Here is a 16,675-nt window from a genome sequence, read left to right as displayed (position 1 = left end):
TAAACATCCACGTTTCTCCGCCGAACAGGCAGTCATCCGCGATGCACATGCAACGTCGATGGTTTAACACGCAAGCTTTCATGTTTACCACGCAAGCGTCGCCGATCAAGAGGCGCGGGCCGCCGTTCATCGGACACGCGCCGCTGTTCGACGGAAACGGCCGACTGTCCATCGGCGTCGCCTCGGTGTTCGAAACAGATCGTCGCATGTCCATCGGCGGGCGCCCGGTGTTTATATGCGGAACGCGGGTGTTAAACACTGGTTGGCCGGTGTTCGAATCAGACGCTTGCCTGTTAACCAAGCATCGCTCGCTGTTCGCGTTGGAATGCCGGCTGTTTAGCGGCGATGCCTGCGTGTCCGGCATGAAGCGTTGACCATGCGATGGAGAAGCGCGGCGTGTTAGCCGAGCCTATTGGCGATTGGCTACTGTGCGCTAGCCGGAAGGCTTGGATATTTCAGGATGTTTTTACTATGAAAGGCACAGGATGTCGCCACCAATCCGGTGTCGGAACGCTGTCAATCGCGGCTAAAGCCGCTTGCCATTGACTTTTATTGACCGGGGCGATGCGATCGTTTACCACAGCAACGCCAAGCCGTTTGTCGCCGCAAGGGTTTGAAGTGTTCGATATTGCGCTCCCAGCGGTGCTCATCGCTGGCTTTGTCGCCGGCAAACAGCGCTTTGGCCGGCTGCGACAGATTGCCTAAACCCAAATTATCGCGCGGGCTTGGGCGTCGTCGCTGTCCTCCAGCCAGGTGTTGAAGTCGGCGTAGTGGTCGAAAAATGCGGCTGATCCTGTAAGCACCGGGATACAGCGGGTTCGGTGATAATTTGACGGTTCATTTCGAAGGTGTAGCGCAAATTCCCTCTCCCTCAGGGAGAGGGTTAGGGTGAGGGGAATAAACGGGCTGATCACCCTCACCCCAGCCCTCTCGGCAAATGCTCCTGCTTTGCTCTACCTCCTGCATCCATGCAGTCGTCCCATCGAGAGGGAGAAACAGCGGCTTAGGCCACCGCTTGCTCGACAATGGCGTCGGCTAGTTGCAGTTGCGTGGTTTGCGCGGCGGCGATGCGGGCTTTCAGGGCGTCGCACAGCGCCATCAGTTCATCGACTTTGGCGACGATGCGGTGTTGTTCGACGAGTGGAGGCAATGGAACAACAATACTCGACAAGCTATCGACATTTAACTTAGGCATCTTTATACGATTTTCTAAAATACGAACCTGCTGCAAAAATGGTTCCGATAGAATTACCTTTAATAGAAAATCCACATGAATCTTTGATTCGAGAGGGTACATGTCCGCGCTACATAACCCATCAAATGATGCAATGATGGCTTTCGATAAAGATGGACGTATCTTTGAATACAATATTTGACCAGCATAGAATCTATTATTTGGCCCTCGGATGCCTGACTCGTTTACAGTTCTTCTAAATAGTAGTTTACCGGTGCCTTTTTCTATTGAATCTGGTGCAACCTGATCTAAATCCAGGAAATCTTCCGGCCTTACAAGTTCAGATTGAAAGTTAACCAACATTCCGAATCTCACCCATAGCCAGCGAGGGGGTATATCGAAAGGTTTTTCTTGATCAGATACTTGAGGATATGTTTTTTGCTTCTTAATCTTCCCTTGTCTAATTAACTGGTCTTTTTCGTTTTCAATTTTTTGTAGCAATAAATTCGCTGGTTCATCGTTTATATTTTGCGGAACCAGTTTGCCCATGACGGCGAGTTGCAGCAGGGTTTGTTTGAGTTGGTCGATGCTGAATTCGGTGTTGAACAGCGTGTCGAAGTGGTCGGCGATACGGCTCCAGGCTTGCTCGAATTCCGCTGCGTCGGCGGCTTGAGTCAATGTTTCGAGCAGAGTTTGTACCAGGGTTTGATGGGCGGCGAGGTGGTCGGTTTGCTGTTGTTCCAGTTGATCGCAGAGCGCCATCAATTCATCGACTTTGGCAACGATGCGGTGTTGTTCTGTTTTAGGTGGGATTGGCACTAATATAGATTTTAAATTTCCAGTGGAAATCCTAAATCTCGTAGCACCTTTCCCATATTCTTCTACCTGAATTCTGAATAGTGTTGAGTTTATTGCATGAACTAAATACTGGTCATGCATAAAATCTAATGATCTTAGAATGGCAACATCAACCACAGTTATTGCTTTTTGGTTCAATCCAGGAAATAAGCAGGCCCTACCAATCGGGCTCGGTAGGCGAGCGATTAAAATATCTCTATGATTCAATTCTGTACAATTTAATCGCATAAAGGTGTTTTCGTTAATAAACTTATCTGAAACATCTTTAAACTCATTTACACCGACGTCTCCAAGTTGGATAAGCCTAATATCTCCAAAAGCATCTTGGTCTTTACTTTCTATCCAGTCGCCATCAACTAATGAATTCGGTGAAAGTTGATCCAACCTTGCCCATTCCCAACCAATTGGAAGCAAAAATGGTATTTCGCCTTCATCGATTTCTGGTATGGCCTTTGGTGCTCTTAGCTTCTTCTCTTTTATTAAGCATATTCTTTCTTGTGCAATTTTTTCTAGCAACGCACTCGCCGGCTCATCATTCGGATCTTGCGGTACCAACTTCCCCCGCACCGCCAATTCCAAAATCAATTCGCGCAGTTTTTTGATGCCGTAAGCGGTGACTTTGGCGTTGCGGGGGCTGGTTGGATTCCCCTCACCCCGGCCCTCTCCCGCTGGAGAGGGGGAAGAAGCGCCGCGCCCGGCTCTGGCTTTGCTAGCGATGGCGGTGGTCCAGAGGTCTAAATGTTGGCTGATCAGTTCGTTCATGTTGTGCGTGTTCCAAAAAGCCCTCTCCGGAAGGAGAGGGTTGGGTGAGGGGAAGTTAACAACCTCTCATCATTCGAATCTTGCGATGCCAACTTCCACCGCACCGCCAGTTCCAAAATCAATTCGCGCAGTTTTTTGATGCCGTAAGCGGTGACTTTGGCATTGCGGGTGTTGGTTGGATTCCCCTCACCCCGACCCTCTCCCGCTGGAGAGGGGGATTTATTGCCGCGTCCGACGCTGGCTTTGCTGGCTATGGCGGAAGTCCAAATGTCCAAATGTTGGTTGATTAGATCGTTCATTGAGTATGTTGCTATTGGGTATTCGATTGAGTTATCGGTCGGGGATTGCCTGCTCCCTCTCCAGCGGGAGAGGGTTGGGGTGAGGGGAAATTAAATAATGCGGCTTCGCAATTATTTCGGATCACCCTCATCCTAGCCTTCTCGGCAAATGCTCCTGCTTTGCTCTACCTTCTGCATCCATGCAGTCGTCCCACGGGGAGAAGGGACAAAGTTACTAGCGTTGGAGAGCTTCTTGCAAAACGGCTTTAAGCTGGTCACGCAGTTGACCGATGTCCTGTTGCTGCTCGGCATAGCGTTGCAGCAGTTCATCCGGGTCATGGCTGATTTGTTCGCCGACGTGGGGGTTCTTGATGTCCAGGTTATAGTTGCGGGCTTTGATGTCGTCTATCGATACCGGCCAGGCTTGTTCGGTGGCTTTACGGCTGGCGTAGCCGTCGGCGGCGGCGCCCCACCAGTCGATTTCGGTTTGAAATTCTTCAAAGCGCATTGGCTTGGTTTTGTTGTAGCTCTTCACGCCGTCCGGGTAAGGGTGTTCGTAATACCAGACGGTTTGGGTCGGCGTGCCTTTAGTGAAAAACAGGATGTTGGTTTTGATGCCTGTGTAGGGATTGAATACGCCGTTGGGCAGGCGGACGATGGTGTGCAGATTGCCTTCCGTGAGCAGGCTTTCCTTGAGGCGGGTTTTCATGCCTTCGCCGAACAGAAAGCCGTCCGGCAGTACCACGGCGGCGCGGCCTTTGTCTTTGAGCAGTTTGATAATCAAGGCCATGAACAAGTCGGCGGTTTCGCGGGTGCGGAACTGGGCCGGGAAGTTGTTTTCGATGCCGTCTTCTTCCATGCCGCCAAATGGCGGGTTGGTGATGATGACCTCGACGCGGTCGGCGTTGCCGTAGTCTTTGTACGGGCGGCTAAGGGTGTTGTCGTGGCGGATGTTGGTGGGGGTGTCGATGCCGTGCAGAATCATGTTGGTGACGCAGAGCATGTGCGGCAGGGCTTTTTTCTCGACGCCGCGAATCGAAGCTTGCAGGGTTTGTTCGTCTTGCTCGGTTTTGACGTAGCGTTCGCGTTTGTGGTCGATGGCGCAGCTTAAAAAGCCGCCGGTGCCGCAGGCCGGGTCGAGCACGGTTTCGGAAAGCTTTGGGTCGATGCGGTTGACGATAAATTGGGTGACGGCGCGCGGGGTGTAAAACTCGCCGGCGTTACCGGCATTTTGCAGGTCTTTGAGGATTTGTTCGTAAATGCTGCCGAAGGTGTGGCGGTCGGCGGTGTTGTTGAAGTCGATTTCGCCGATTTTGTTGATGACCTGACGCAGCAAGGTGCCGGATTTCATGTAGTTGTAGGCGTCTTCGAACACGTCGCGCACGACTTGGGCGCGTTTGCCGGCCGGGCCATGCAGCGGCAGTTTGTCTTTAAGAGTGGGGAACAGTTGCAGGTTGACGAAGTCGGCCAGTTCGTCGCCGGTCATGCCTTCCGGGTCTTGCGCCCAGTTGCGCCAACGCAGATGGTTGGGCAGCGGCGATTGGTAATCGTCTTCGATCAGTTCCAGTTCTTGTTCACGGTCATCGAAGATCTTTAAAAAGAATAGCCACACCAATTGACTGATGCGCTGGGCGTCGCCATCGACGCCGACATCTTTGCGCATGATGTCTTGAATGGATTTGATGATGCCGGAAACGTTGCTCATGCTGATTTATTTGTCCTGGGGTCTAAAGCCCTCTCCAGGGGGAGAGGGTTGGGTGAGGGGAAATTCGATAGTGTGGCTTCGCCGTTATTTTTGATTTCCCTCATCCCTGCCTTCTCGGCAAATGCTCCTGCTTTGCTCTACCTCCTGCATCCATGCAGTCGTCCCTGAGGGAGAAGGCGTTTGGTTATTGGTAAAAGTTAAAATTTCCATCTGGATCGCTTGTAAAACCCCGTTGGTATTTTGCAAAACGTCGTTATTCCAAAAGCGAATGACTTTGAAACCGCGTTTCTGCAATTGTTCGGTACGGTGCTGGTCGTATTCGACTTGCTCGGTATGTTGACCGCCATCCAGTTCAACGATCAATTTTACCTCCAGGCAGGCGAAATCGACGATAAATGGCTCGATGGCAAATTGCCGACGAAATTTTTGGCCGCATAGTTGTCGATTGCGCAGGTGTTGCCATAGCAGGCGTTCGGCGTTGGTTTGGTTTTTTCTGAGGTTGCGGGCATTGCTGTTTAGGGTCAACTTTTATTCTCCTCACCCCGGCCCTCTCGGCAATTGCTCCTGCATTGCTCTACTACCTACATCCCTGTAGGCATCCAGCAGGGGGGAAAAGCTAGCGAGACTGGTTGCTGAACAGCTCATGCTCCAGTTCTTGTATCGCGGTTTCGTAGCGGTCTTTGCCGCCAAAAACCTGATTGATAATTTCCACCGGGGTACCGATGTCGCTGAACGGTTTGAGTTTGAGGATTTTGGCGTTTTCCAGGCTGGCGATGCCTTCGTCGGCGTATTTGTCCAGCAAGGCGTTCAGCACGGCGCGGGCTTGGTCGCCGTATTTGGTGAAGTAATTGCGCTTTTTGACGTTGTTGGCGCGTTCCTTTCGGGTCAGCGGCGGCTGGTCGTAGGCGATATGGGCGATCAGGTCGAAATCGCCGACATCTTTGCCGACTTCGGCGGCCAGGTTGTCCAGCACAATGCCGTGCTCTTCCAGCAACTCGATGATGGCCTGTTTTTTCTTGGCGCCGTGCCAGCGTTGCAGAAACTCGTCCAACGAGGCGAATTCGGATTGAATCTGTTTGCGGCTGAAGTCTCGGTAGGATTCGGTCATCAGCGTGCCGTCCGGGCCGAGATATTCGACGCGCTCGGCAAGGATTTTGACATCTACGCCGCTGACGCGGATTTTGTAGGCGCCGGTGGGTTCTTCGATTTCTTCGCCTCTGGGTTCGTTTTCAGGCTCCGGGTCGGGCGGCACGGGATCGTCGTCTTCTTTGGGTTCGTAGATCACTACCGGTTCGCCGTCGAAATCCGGGTCACGGAATAAGGCGGTGGCTTTTTTGAAATCCATGATGGTGAAGAAATACTTGCCGAATTCTTCGTCGATACGGGTGCCACGGCCGATGATTTGTTTGAAGATGGTCATCGAGCTGATGGTTTTATCCAGCACGATCAGCTTGCAGGTTTTGGCATCGACACCGGTGGTGAGCAGTTCCGAGGTGGTGGCGATGACCGGGAAGGTACTTTCCGGGTCGATGAAGTTGTCCAGCTCGGCTTTGCCTTCTACGCTGTCGCCAGTTATGCGCATCACGTATTTGGGGTTCTCAATCGCCAATCGACCGGCGGCGTTGACGATGGCGACGCGCATGCGTTCGGCGTGGTCGATGTCTTCGCAGAAGATGATGGTTTTGGCGTAAGGATCGGTCGCCAGCAGGTATTTCATCACCCGTTTGGCGACCAGCTTGGTGCGTTGGTTGAGCACCAAGATGCGGTCCATGTCGGCGCGGGTATAGGTGCGGTTTTCGATGCTGTTGCCGAGGTCGTCGGTCATGCCGGGCGGCGGCGTCCAGCCGTCGACATCTTTGTCGATGTCGATGCGTACCACTTTGTAGGGTGCGAGAAAGCCGTCTTCGATGCCTTGTTTGAGGCTATAGGTGTACACCGGTTTGCCGAAATAATCGGTGCTGGACACGTATTTGGTTTCTTTGGGCGTGGCGGTCAAACCCAGTTGAATGGCATCTTTGAAATAATCCAGAATTTCCCGCCATGCCGAGTCATCGGCTGCGCTGCCGCGATGGCATTCGTCGATGACGATCATGTCGAAAAAATCGGGCGAGACGTTTTTGAAGATTTTGTCTTCTTCCGCCGTGCCGGTGATGGCTTGGTACAGGCCAAGGTAAATTTCGTAGGACGGATCGAGCTTGCGGTTTTTGATTTTGGTCATCACCGAGCCGAACGGTTTGAAGTCGTTGACCAGGGTTTGATCGACCAGAATGTTGCGGTCGGCCAGGAACAACACGCGCTTAACCTGTTTGGCCTTCCATAACCGCCAGATGATTTGAAAGGTGGTGTAGGTTTTACCGGTGCCGGTGGCCATCACCAGCAACACGCGCTTTTGTTGATTGGCGACGGCCTCGATGGTGCGGTTGATGGCTTCTACTTGGTAGTAGCGCGTTTGTTTGCTGTTGCTGTCTTCGTAGTAGGGCTGAACGACCAAACTTTCGGACTGGTCGGCAATGCCGCGATACTTTTTATAGCGTTGCCAGAGTTGGTCCGGTGGCAAAAACGCATCAAGCGCGAATTCGGTTTCGATGTCTTCGTTGGGTGCGGGCACTTTATTATGTGCGGCAAAGGCATCGCCGTTGGAACTAAAGGCGCTGGGGACTTGCAGAATTTCCGAATAACCCAACGCTTGTTGCAGGCCGTGGCTGACGGTGTGGTTGTTGTCTTTGGCTTCGACGACGGCAACCGGCACGCCGGGTTCCCAATAGAGCACATAGTCGGCGAATTTCTTCTTTTTCTTATTGCGGGAGGAAACATTGCCGCGAACGACGATGGGGCCGGGGGTTAAGGTGACTTCGCGGCGGATTTGTCGCATCGCATCCCAGCCGGCGTCACGAAGGGCGGGGGTGATGAAAAGGTCGCAGATGTCGGTTTCGCTTAGGGCTTTCTTTTCCTTAATGTCCATAATTGAGAATCCTGTCTAAGCGGAGACACGCGTCAGTAAATAGCCGGCAGAAGGGAAAGAATAACATCAATGTTAGAAAATTCGGTGTGACAACAATTGGATGGAGGTCGTCACGGAACGAACGACAAGAATCGATTTAATGGCTGACCGGGGAAAGGGGTAAAATCGAATGGCCGATAAAGCGGGGCAGCCTATGGATTCGGTGCATCGGCGACAATGGCATATCCCGCCATCACGGTGCTGGCTTGCACCACGCGTTGCACGGCGTCAGCTAACCATATCGTTGCCTCGATGGGTTTTATCAACGGCCACCGGCCAAGCAAATGGCGACAGGCGCTGGGTAGTTCGGTAAGCGACATTTATGCTCCGGCGGCCAGTCACCGCCTTGTTCATTATCCGTCAATCGCGAATTAGTCTTGCTGTATTGGCAAATCGGTCGAGACATATTGGAGCGGCAAGCGCAACAAGGTTGGGGAGCCAAGGTAATCGAACGGCTATCGCACGATTTGCGCACCTCGTTTCCGGATATGAAAGGCTTTTCGCGCGCCAATTTGATGTACATGCGCGCTTTCGTGGATGCCTGGCCCGACGCCGAAATTGTCCAACAGCTTGTTGGACAATTGCCATGGGGCCACAACTTGGTGATACTCAGCAAATTGAAGGACATTGAAAACCGTAAGCGCTACGCCGAGCGGGCTATCGAATATCCGTGGGCGACTACCCCCGCGAAGGGCATGCACAGATGATTCAAACATTTTAAAACTCGGCTCCATCGCATCCCGAAATCGCTTCGCGCGGTTCGGGATGCTTTGGCCGGAAAGCGCGGTCCGCCGGCTTTATTGGGGGGCGCGTTCGCTTATTTTCGTTGGCGCTTGAGCGTCACAAAGCCCGCCATCGCGCTGAACATCAACCATGCCGAAGCGGGCAGCGGTACGTTGGAAATTCCGCTGACGTTAATCAGCGCGTTGCTGAAATCCGGGGTGATGACATTGCCGGCCGAGCCGAAGGGGTCTTGATTGTTCACCGACAGATTAATCGCGCTCGAGCCGCTACCGACCGCCACAAAGGTGAAAGTGGCGATGTCGAACGAGCCGCTGCTCAAATTGGCGCCGAATTGGCTGAAATCGGTAAACTCGATCTTCCCGGCGCTGTTGTCGATCGTGCCGGGTTGATTGATGAAGCTCCACAACGTGGCATTCACCACCACCGAATCGGCTTGCAGGATGGCACTGTCGAAGCTCAGATCCACCGAGCCGCCGTCTAGCCCGCCGCTAAAGGCTTCGCCTTTCAACACCAAGCTGAAGGTATCCCCCAGATTGACATCCAGGCTGCTTGGATCGAAGAACACGTGGTTGGCTAACGCGGCCTGGCCTTCGCCGAAACAGAGCGCGCCCAGCAGGGTGAATGCGGCGGGCAAGGTTTTTATTTTCATGGATTTAACTCCCAATTAAAGTTGATTGTTAGCCTGGCGCGCTTACGGGCAAGTCGCTTGCGCGGAAGGCCCTGGCGCTTTGCCGTAGATGCGTTTGAACAAGCCCAGGTCCAGCGAGTTAACGTTGCCGTCGCCGTTCATGTCGGCCGCGGCCTTCAGGTCGGCATTGCCGGCGGCGTTACCGTAAACGCTTTTGAACAAGCCCAAGTCCAGCGAGTTGGTTTTGCAATCGTTGTTCAAATCGGCATCGCAGAGGTTGCCGAAGTGATCGCCGTTGCTGTCCAATTGCGTGGCGTTGGCGAGCGCGGTGCAATTGTCCACCGCATCGACTACGCCGTCGCCATCGCCATCGGTGCCGGCCGCTTGAGTAACCGCTAACTGGGCGGCGTTTTGATTGCTGCCGCCCAATACCGTCAGGTTGCCGATACGGGTGTTGAGCGCCGGATTGACCGCGACGTTGTATTGAATCGTCGCCGGACCGCTGCCGCTGGTCGGTGACGTCACGCTTAGCCAAGCCGCGTCGCTTTGCAATTGCCAGGCGCAATTCGCGCCGGTGGCCAGCGTGGCGCTGAAGCTGCCGGCGCTGTTGGCGGCGGCTTGGCTGCCGGGTTGCAGGCTATAAGAACACGCGGCATTGACGGTAATGGTCGCCGTGGCCGGAACCGCGCCCTTGTTGCCGGTGCTGGTCACGGTGTTTTTGGCGCCGTCGTAGCCGGCGAACAAGAAGCTATCGGTGCCGCTGAAGCCTTCTTCCGGGAAGTAGGTGGCGACCGCATTGTTCAAGCCGACCGTGCCGTGTTGCGGCTGCTTCAGGATGCGCATCGTCACGCCGGTGCCGGTGACCGGCAAGGTCAAATTGACCGGTGTGCCGGCGGCGGTGCTGGCCGAAACGTCGGCGGTGATCGGATAGGCCGCCGTGTTCATGCTTTCGCTGTTCGGACCTCGGTGGCAGGAATAACAGCCGACCGTGCCGCCCCGATAGAATTTGACTGTGCCTAAATCTTCGACGTTGAACGAGCGGTCGCCCTGGACTCGCGACAACTCGGTGCCGTGCAGGTCGCTGCCGTGGCAGCCTTTACAGCCGGCGGTACCGGAGCGCTCGACCGCGTCGCCGTGCCGGCCCACCCAGGATTGGTCGATCGGGTGCAGACCGTGCGGGCCGCCGTTAGTGGTGTTCGGAACGCCGGCGGTGTGGCAGGTTTTGCATTCCACCGTTACGCCGGCATGGCCTTGCAGTTGCTCGTTGCGGATATTGTCGTTTTGGTGCGACGACGGGAATTCGGCGTGGGTCGAGCCGTGGCAAGCCGAGCATTGCAGACCGCCGTGGCCTTTGGAAAAACGGTACAACGACAATCCGGCGGCCGGCGTGTCGGCGTTTGTGGCGAAGGTTTGATTGACCGCGACCCGTTGGCTGTCGTAGGTCAGCGGATTGTTGAACACCGAGCTGTAACGGATTTTGCCGTTGTTGTTGGTGGCGGTGCCGGTATGGCAGCTTTGGCAAGTGGGCTCTTCGAGCCAGCCGGTGCGATGGCTGTCGCCGACCTTGCTCATGTTGCCGTGGCAGCTTTGACATTGCATTTCCATGCTGCCGTCGGCCGCGACAGCGCTACCCATCGCGCCGCGCAAGCAGCGGGTTTTGGAACCGGGGTGGCAGTCGTAGCAGGCCGCGCGATTGTCGGAGCTATCCAAGGTCAGCGAACTGCCTGGCGCGGTGACGGTGGCATGGGTACTGTGTACCGATTGGGTCAGCGCCGGCACGGTGCCGTTGGCGCCGCTAAAACTAGGCGCACCCAGTGCTTCGGAGGAATGGCAAGCCGCGCACAACATGGGCTTGACCTGCACGCCCGGCGTCGCCGGGTCTTGGTCGGTGGTCGCGGCGGCGTACAAGCCGGCCGGGTCTAGGCCTTTGGCAGCAAGCGCTTCGTTGTACAAGGCGGCATGCTCGGCGAATTCGGTGTCGTCGTGCAGTTTGAGTATGTTCAGGCGGTATTCGCGCTCCAGGTTGGCATCGCTGATCCAACCGCCGGCTGGTTTGGCCTTGTCGTTAGTATTGGCGGCGTGGCAGGTTTTGCAGCTCATTTCGTCGGAGACCGGCAACACGATGTCGGTTTGGGCGACCACGGCATTGTTGGAATCCCTGGCGACCAAACGCATCAACGGATAGGTGTTTTTGTTGCCCTGATCGTCGGTGGGCGTGATCGGCACGCCTTCGGCCTGGTAGGTATTTTCCGGCGAGTTGGCCGGTTGAAAGCTCATCGGCTGCGCGGTGTTCAGCACGTAAGGGCTATCGATCCCCGGCATGTTGCAGCCGGCCAAGCCCATGTCGGCGGTGTAGGCCGGATTGAACGTTTTCAAAACCGGAAACAGCGTGGGCGCGTAGGTTTCCCAATCGCTCTTGCCGCTGGAGGTGCTGTTCATCACGCCGCTGACCGGATCGACGATGGCCTGATAACTCAGCGTGTAATCGGCGGCATTGGGGATCGTGCTGGCCTTCATCAATTTGCCGCCGACGATCAATTGCGCTTCGATGGTGTTGTAAGGCGGCAGGATCGCGAATTCGGCGTAGCGCGAATCCATGCAGTGCATGCCCAGATTATTCCAGCCCAACAAAACCGCGTTGGCGGCCTGGCCTTGGTGGCTGACCAAGCCCAATAGGCTGGTCAGCAGAATCAGAAAACCGGTTTTTCTCATGGTGTTCAACCTATTACCTTCAATAATCGGTGATGAGTACTCGCGCGAGGCTTCCTGTCTTCTGGCTTGGATTCTAAGATCGCAACGCGAGTCGTGACGAACGGCGGAACCGGAAAAGTTCCCGGGCGAACATTAGCATTTAATAATTAACTTAAAATTAATTTATGATTAAAACCACATAAATTTTGGGCTTATTAGGGAACTTTTTCGCCATCGCTGCAATAAGTCGCGGTGGGGGCTGTTGGAACAGGCAGTGTTGTCGTTTTAACAGTCGAGCGTTAGCATTAGACCGGGTGCGGTCTAATAGAGATAGGCAACGTTGCCGTTTGCATGCGCGGCGTTCTTATACCAACACTCGGCATCGCCATGTAAACAGCCAAGCTTCTCCGCTGAACAGGCAGACATGCCCATTGAACACGCGGTCACCGATCGCGATTAAGCGAGAATTTCACCTTGATTATTTGGCCGCAAGAAATAGTTGACGGCTGGCTTGATGTCGAATCTTTCTAATGCCGAGGCAGTCACTGTTCCGAGCTTCTGAATTCTGAAAGTATCTCGTCTAGCGTTGGGTTTGCCTTCGCTCGGCCGTGGACAAAGACGACTGGGAGCGGGCCGGTCATCACTTGGTCGATTTTGTCCAGATCGGCCTGTCCGCCGTTGGGTATATCAAAGTCTACCGAGTGAGTTCGGACCACCGGCACGCCATTTCGAGACAATTCCTCCGCGAGTCGATCGGCGCGCCGCGCATCCGCATGCGGGCAGTGTTCGGCCGCGACCACAATAACCGAGGACGGACTCTGACCGTTGATCGCGGGTAACTCCACAAACGCGCTGGATACGTTTGCGAGCGTTTCGGAACTCCCAGGGGGACTATCTTGCCGGTGCCGCAGCCAGTGATTATAGGCACCGGCGCCGACGGTTATCGCGAGTAGAAGTTTAAGGAGTTTCATCAGCGGCGGCCGCGGCAATCAGAGATAGATGCGGAGTCTAACTCAGAGCTAACCGGCGGCGCACGGCTTTATCGCGCGGGACCGGTGGAATGATTGCCTAGGCCGCGGGTTTGACCGCACGCATTTTATTTCCACCTCGTTTGCCGGCGCGGCTGGCGGATCGCGATGCCGGCTAAGGCGCTTGCGAAAAGCCAAGCCGCGCCGGGTAGCGGTACCGGGGCCGTGGTCGAGTAGGTCAGGTTGTCGACGACGACGCCGTCCGACGTCCCGTGAAAATAGATTTTATCGATTCGCCCAGCGTAGCCAGATGCCAACCAATAAACTTCCGGCGGCTGATTTTCCGGAACCAGCGGTGCGCTATAAACCAGTTGGTTTTGGAAATACAGGTCGTAGCTGACATGACTGTCGAAGCCGACAAAATTATAATGCACTCCCTCGAATACCACCGGCGCCGAGTCGAAACTCAGCTCCGCACCGCCGTAAGAAACCGCAAAATAACGATCCCCCATGTCCGGTTGATGGGACGGGTAAATGGAATAATCTCGCAAGCTTCCGCCGGCTTGCCATCCGGAAATGCCGCCGTAACCGTCAACCAAATCCCAATCGTTCAAGTTTTCAAAGGTGAGCACGGTTTGCGAGGCATAAGCCTGCGATGCGCTTAATAAGGCCATAGCCCAAACCCCAGCCATTTGTTTCAATTTCATAAGATCTCCTCGAAAGTAACAAGCGGCCTGCAAAAGCTGCCCGCCGGATTAAAAATCAAGTTATACGCCGCGACGTTTCGCGTATATCAAGCCGATCAGCGCACTACCGAACAGCCAGACCGCGCCCGGCAATGGCACCGGCGCGGCGACGTCGCCGTCGCGCACCGCCCAGACGTAATAATTGGTGCCTTTGCTGATGTAATTTTGCATGCCGGTCGCGGTGCTCAGATACCAGGCTTTACTGGCGTCGCCGCCGTAACTGGTGCCTAGCCAATAGCCAAAGGATTGCAGATGGCTGAACAGGCTTTCGTCGTCGGCCGTGGCCGGATCGTCGACGAGGCCGTAGCCGGACTGCGGTCCGCCATGCGAATCGAGGGCGCCTTTGTTAGCGAAATCGCCGTAGAACAGATGCGCGAGTTCCGAGCTGGCCGTGGAGACGTTGAATCCGCAATCGCTACCGCTGTATCCATAGTCGCAACCGGGCACGCCCAGGTCGTTGAAGGTCGGCAGGCGCCAATCGTCGTAACTCGCACCGCGTACGTCGTCGAAGAAGGTCAAGCCGTCTACCCAGGCCACGGCGTTTTGCCAGCTCATTTTGCCTTCGGCGTCGTAGCCGCTGGTTTTGGCGTAGTTGGCGTCCGCCAGCCAAGTGACGTTTTGCTCGCTGTCGTAGATCAGGCCGCCGCCCCGGTCGAACAACTGGGCTTGCGCGCTGCCGACAGCCAGCGTGCCGAGCGCCGACAACGCGGTGCGTAAAATTATACGTTTCATCGTTTTCTCCAAAAGGTTGTTCTCGAATAGATGCCGATACTCGGTAACGGGACTAACGGCTCTAAGGCTGGGCACATTATCGGAAGACAGATACAGGCTGGGAACCCTACCGGAGTAGGGTGTCATGCCAACCAGGCGGTTTGTTAAGATGTAATTATTTTGCATGTTTTTAACCGGTCTGAATGAGTCCCGCCAACTGCAGAAAATCAGCCAGTGCCGGCAATCGACTCATGTGGCAATAACCCACCGCATGCTTAGTTTGACGGCTTGATACCGCAACTCGACGTTAGGCATATCTTCACGCTCCGATGCCTTGCGTTTTTTGTAACTCGGAGCGTTGGAGAGCAAAAATGGTAGAAAAACTTCTGACGGTAACGCTGTTGTCGGTACTTTCCGGCTGCGCAACCACGGCAAATAACGCTCCTGCCCAAGGAGGCAACAAAGCCGAGAGCAAAATATCAATGGCGATCGGCCGTGAAATTGGCAACTTCACGATCACTAATTCACAGGCAACGGAAGCGCCCACTGGTTATAACGGTATGCAGTACATCGTTAAAACGAACGATGGGGCCACCTTTAAATGCGAAATTTTGGAGCCGTCGGGGCTCGGTAAATTCGCGACGTGGGGGATGGCAAGCGGGGCGGACGCCATGTGTACGGATTTTACTCGGGGATCGAGCGACATCGGAAAAACCAACAATGCAAACTGTAATGCATTACTACGAGCAGCCGGCAAATGCTGAAGTAATGCCCGACAGCGGAGTCGGCGCCGCAGAAGACGACCGGCAACGCTTCTATTCGCCATTCTTCCGCCCCGAACCGGCCTGGCGGATAGACAATGCCGGCCACGGTTTGGGTTGGGCGGGGCGCCATCGGTGGCCATGATCGGCGAGTTCGATTCGCCGACCCTGGCCCAAGCGGAGCAGCAGGGTTATCTGGTGTTGCACAAACGGTTGGACCCGGTGGCTTCGTATGCTCTGCTAAGCCGGCTATTGCCCATCCGATCTGCCGACAGGGGTAGCCCACACAAATGAAACTGCCACTTAGTAGCCATGCCGGATGGCTGGGACTGGCATCCTCGGGCCTGTTGGCTTGGGGAAACTGGCACTATGCCCAAACGCTACCCAACTACGACGCAGTGCGCCAGACCATCAGCGAGTTGGCTGCGTTCGGAACGCCATTGGCGGACCAAATCAATTACGAACTTTTCCTGCCGGTGGGCTTGATGCAATGGCTAGCACTGGCCTGCCAGTACCGAACGCTCAAGAATCACTCCGGTCTGCGCCGGGGTTTGCTGGCATTTTCCTGGGTGGGAGCGGCTTATGTATTTTGTGCGTTATTCCCGTGCGATCCCGGCTCGCCGCTGATCGGCTCCTGGCGCCAGCAAATTCATAACCTGTTCGGTGCGCTTGAATATCTGGGAGGCGGATTTGGCTTGCTGCTGTTTGGGCGCATTCCGGGCTCCCGCATCGCAATCCCTTTGAAGATTTCCGGCGCACTGGTACTGACGGTTCTGGTGTTGCTTGCCATCCCCTGTCTGGCGGTCTACAGGGGACTGATTCAACGCGTTGCCGAAGGCGTGTTGTTCGGCTGGCTCGCGTTAGCGAGCGCCGTGCAATTGGCCGAAGCCTACATCGGCCGAATCGAAATTACGACGCGACCCTAAGTCATCAGTTTTCATCAAGCCGAGCGACAGCGCTAATGTTTTCCGACAGCCTGCTGTAGACGTCGAGCAAACTCGACGGATTTGCCGTCGGACGGCAGCGAGTCCGGTACATAACTCTTAGCGTTCCAAATGCCGTCGTCATCCGCTTCTTTACTCATACATTGCTTTTTGCCGTCCGCCGTGACGGCGCATCGGCGCTGGTAACCATTGGGAAGCGTAAAAGTCTCTATTACGTCCTTAGGCCCGCTATCCGGAGCGTGAAGATTTTCCGGGTTAACTGTCAATTTGCGGCGATCGAATTTCTGTTCTCCGTCATGCTTCACCGACTCACGGGCGACTTGGCGCATATCGTTCAGTACCTTGGATAGGTCGAGTTTGGGAGGCTCCGGATGTGCGGGATTCGCTGACTTATCGGTCCGCGGTGCAACGTTAATCGCTTGCCGTGGCGAGGCCGTCAAAATCGGCGCAGGCTTGGGTTGAGCCCTTGATCTGCCTCCCGCCATCTTAGCAGGCAAGCTTGGCGGCGACTGATTGTCCCTGCCATTTTCCGCTAAATGTAGGATTTTGAATTCCACTGATAGCACTGCCAAGCGATCCGGCAACCGGTCCGCCGGTTTCCTCGGTCGAAATATATCGGTCAACGCCGACGCTAGCCCAAGATGTACCAACAGAGACACGATCAGGCATGTGGCAAACCTGCGCCGCGCTGTTTCAACCATCGG

Annotated in this window: 15 protein-coding genes and 1 pseudogene; 4 read left to right on the top strand and 12 right to left on the bottom strand. The window is 55.0% G+C overall.

Annotated features, from left to right (window positions below):
* Positions 1 to 80: 80 nt before the first annotated feature.
* Positions 81 to 374, top strand: a complete 294-nt coding sequence (locus ACQE3D_RS20720) for a hypothetical protein (RefSeq protein ID WP_313730636.1) — start codon at positions 81 to 83, stop codon at positions 372 to 374.
* Positions 375 to 1,003: 629 nt separating this feature from the next.
* On the opposite strand, the gene ACQE3D_RS20715 is transcribed toward ACQE3D_RS20720, so the two are convergent.
* From ACQE3D_RS20715 to ACQE3D_RS20690, 6 genes are all read right to left on the bottom strand, one after another.
* The gene (locus tag ACQE3D_RS20715) at positions 1,004 to 2,794 is read right to left on the bottom strand and encodes a restriction endonuclease subunit S (RefSeq protein WP_313730637.1); all 1,791 of its coding nucleotides are present in this window, start codon (positions 2,792 to 2,794) and stop codon (positions 1,004 to 1,006) included.
* Positions 2,791 to 3,093, bottom strand: a complete 303-nt coding sequence (locus ACQE3D_RS20710; protein ID WP_313730638.1) for a hypothetical protein — start codon at positions 3,091 to 3,093, stop codon at positions 2,791 to 2,793. The genes ACQE3D_RS20715 and ACQE3D_RS20710 overlap by 4 nt, the downstream gene beginning before the upstream one ends.
* 214 nt (positions 3,094 to 3,307) lie before the next feature.
* On the bottom strand, positions 3,308 to 4,777 hold the full coding sequence (locus ACQE3D_RS20705) for a type I restriction-modification system subunit M (protein ID WP_313730639.1): 1,470 nt from the start codon (positions 4,775 to 4,777) through the stop codon (positions 3,308 to 3,310).
* Positions 4,778 to 4,861: 84 nt separating this feature from the next.
* Positions 4,862 to 5,302 (bottom strand): endonuclease domain-containing protein, encoded by a 441-nt coding sequence (locus ACQE3D_RS20700; RefSeq protein WP_083385684.1) that lies wholly within the window; start codon positions 5,300 to 5,302, stop codon positions 4,862 to 4,864.
* A 91-nt stretch (positions 5,303 to 5,393) separates the two neighbouring features.
* Positions 5,394 to 7,739, bottom strand: a complete 2,346-nt coding sequence (hsdR, locus tag ACQE3D_RS20695) for an EcoAI/FtnUII family type I restriction enzme subunit R (RefSeq protein ID WP_313730640.1) — start codon at positions 7,737 to 7,739, stop codon at positions 5,394 to 5,396.
* Between the two features lie 191 nt (positions 7,740 to 7,930).
* A complete protein-coding gene (locus ACQE3D_RS20690; RefSeq protein ID WP_313730641.1) occupies positions 7,931 to 8,098 on the bottom strand; it encodes a hypothetical protein in 168 nt (55 codons plus the stop codon).
* A gap of 48 nt (positions 8,099 to 8,146) precedes the next feature.
* Between ACQE3D_RS20690 and ACQE3D_RS20685 the strand changes: the two are divergent.
* Positions 8,147 to 8,485 (top strand): annotated as a pseudogene (locus ACQE3D_RS20685) (DUF1016 N-terminal domain-containing protein); the annotation flags it as partial.
* Positions 8,486 to 8,595: 110 nt separating this feature from the next.
* On the opposite strand, the gene ACQE3D_RS20680 reads toward ACQE3D_RS20685, so the two are convergent.
* From ACQE3D_RS20680 to ACQE3D_RS20660, 5 genes are all read right to left on the bottom strand, one after another.
* Positions 8,596 to 9,171, bottom strand: a complete 576-nt coding sequence (locus ACQE3D_RS20680) for a VPLPA-CTERM sorting domain-containing protein (RefSeq protein ID WP_071156068.1) — start codon at positions 9,169 to 9,171, stop codon at positions 8,596 to 8,598.
* A 42-nt stretch (positions 9,172 to 9,213) separates the two neighbouring features.
* Positions 9,214 to 11,862 (bottom strand): dockerin type I domain-containing protein, encoded by a 2,649-nt coding sequence (locus ACQE3D_RS20675; protein WP_313730643.1) that lies wholly within the window; start codon positions 11,860 to 11,862, stop codon positions 9,214 to 9,216.
* Positions 11,863 to 12,383: 521 nt separating this feature from the next.
* Positions 12,384 to 12,812 (bottom strand): hypothetical protein, encoded by a 429-nt coding sequence (locus tag ACQE3D_RS20670; protein WP_313730645.1) that lies wholly within the window; start codon positions 12,810 to 12,812, stop codon positions 12,384 to 12,386.
* A 125-nt stretch (positions 12,813 to 12,937) separates the two neighbouring features.
* On the bottom strand, positions 12,938 to 13,516 hold the full coding sequence (locus ACQE3D_RS20665) for a hypothetical protein (RefSeq protein ID WP_313730646.1): 579 nt from the start codon (positions 13,514 to 13,516) through the stop codon (positions 12,938 to 12,940).
* 60 nt (positions 13,517 to 13,576) lie between these two features.
* Positions 13,577 to 14,287, bottom strand: a complete 711-nt coding sequence (locus ACQE3D_RS20660; RefSeq protein ID WP_313730648.1) for a DUF1566 domain-containing protein — start codon at positions 14,285 to 14,287, stop codon at positions 13,577 to 13,579.
* Between the two features lie 350 nt (positions 14,288 to 14,637).
* On the opposite strand from ACQE3D_RS20660, the gene ACQE3D_RS20655 reads away from it, so the two are divergent.
* Both ACQE3D_RS20655 and ACQE3D_RS20650 read left to right on the top strand, forming a co-directional pair.
* Positions 14,638 to 15,030, top strand: coding sequence for a hypothetical protein (locus ACQE3D_RS20655; protein ID WP_313730649.1), 393 nt, complete (start codon positions 14,638 to 14,640; stop codon positions 15,028 to 15,030).
* Positions 15,031 to 15,317: 287 nt separating this feature from the next.
* Positions 15,318 to 15,953 (top strand): DUF998 domain-containing protein, encoded by a 636-nt coding sequence (locus tag ACQE3D_RS20650; RefSeq protein WP_313730650.1) that lies wholly within the window; start codon positions 15,318 to 15,320, stop codon positions 15,951 to 15,953.
* Between the two features lie 32 nt (positions 15,954 to 15,985).
* Here the strand turns inward: ACQE3D_RS20650 and ACQE3D_RS20645 are convergent, their stop codons facing one another.
* A complete protein-coding gene (locus ACQE3D_RS20645; RefSeq protein WP_313730651.1) occupies positions 15,986 to 16,528 on the bottom strand; it encodes a hypothetical protein in 543 nt (180 codons plus the stop codon).
* Positions 16,529 to 16,675 lie beyond the last annotated feature (147 nt).

Source organism: Methylomonas sp. MS20 (assembly GCF_050275925.1).
Lineage (GTDB): Bacteria > Pseudomonadota > Gammaproteobacteria > Methylococcales > Methylomonadaceae > Methylomonas > Methylomonas koyamae_A.
This window is presented reverse-complemented; position numbering and strand designations above follow the sequence as displayed.

What these genes read in the sequence shown, in the direction of transcription:
- ACQE3D_RS20720 (WP_313730636.1), top strand. Translation starts at nt 81, where the DNA reads ATGTTTACCACGCAAGCGTCGCCGATCAAGAGGCGCGGGCCGCCGTTC.
- ACQE3D_RS20715 (WP_313730637.1), bottom strand. Translation starts at nt 2,794, where the DNA reads ATGAACGAACTGATCAGCCAACATTTAGACCTCTGGACCACCGCCATC.
- ACQE3D_RS20710 (WP_313730638.1), bottom strand. Translation starts at nt 3,093, where the DNA reads ATGAACGATCTAATCAACCAACATTTGGACATTTGGACTTCCGCCATA.
- ACQE3D_RS20705 (WP_313730639.1), bottom strand. Translation starts at nt 4,777, where the DNA reads ATGAGCAACGTTTCCGGCATCATCAAATCCATTCAAGACATCATGCGC.
- hsdR (WP_313730640.1), bottom strand. Translation starts at nt 7,739, where the DNA reads ATGGACATTAAGGAAAAGAAAGCCCTAAGCGAAACCGACATCTGCGAC.
- ACQE3D_RS20690 (WP_313730641.1), bottom strand. Translation starts at nt 8,098, where the DNA reads ATGTCGCTTACCGAACTACCCAGCGCCTGTCGCCATTTGCTTGGCCGG.
- ACQE3D_RS20680 (WP_071156068.1), bottom strand. Translation starts at nt 9,171, where the DNA reads ATGAAAATAAAAACCTTGCCCGCCGCATTCACCCTGCTGGGCGCGCTC.
- ACQE3D_RS20675 (WP_313730643.1), bottom strand. Translation starts at nt 11,862, where the DNA reads ATGAGAAAAACCGGTTTTCTGATTCTGCTGACCAGCCTATTGGGCTTG.
- ACQE3D_RS20670 (WP_313730645.1), bottom strand. Translation starts at nt 12,812, where the DNA reads ATGAAACTCCTTAAACTTCTACTCGCGATAACCGTCGGCGCCGGTGCC.
- ACQE3D_RS20665 (WP_313730646.1), bottom strand. Translation starts at nt 13,516, where the DNA reads ATGAAATTGAAACAAATGGCTGGGGTTTGGGCTATGGCCTTATTAAGC.
- ACQE3D_RS20660 (WP_313730648.1), bottom strand. Translation starts at nt 14,287, where the DNA reads ATGAAACGTATAATTTTACGCACCGCGTTGTCGGCGCTCGGCACGCTG.
- ACQE3D_RS20655 (WP_313730649.1), top strand. Translation starts at nt 14,638, where the DNA reads ATGGTAGAAAAACTTCTGACGGTAACGCTGTTGTCGGTACTTTCCGGC.
- ACQE3D_RS20650 (WP_313730650.1), top strand. Translation starts at nt 15,318, where the DNA reads ATGAAACTGCCACTTAGTAGCCATGCCGGATGGCTGGGACTGGCATCC.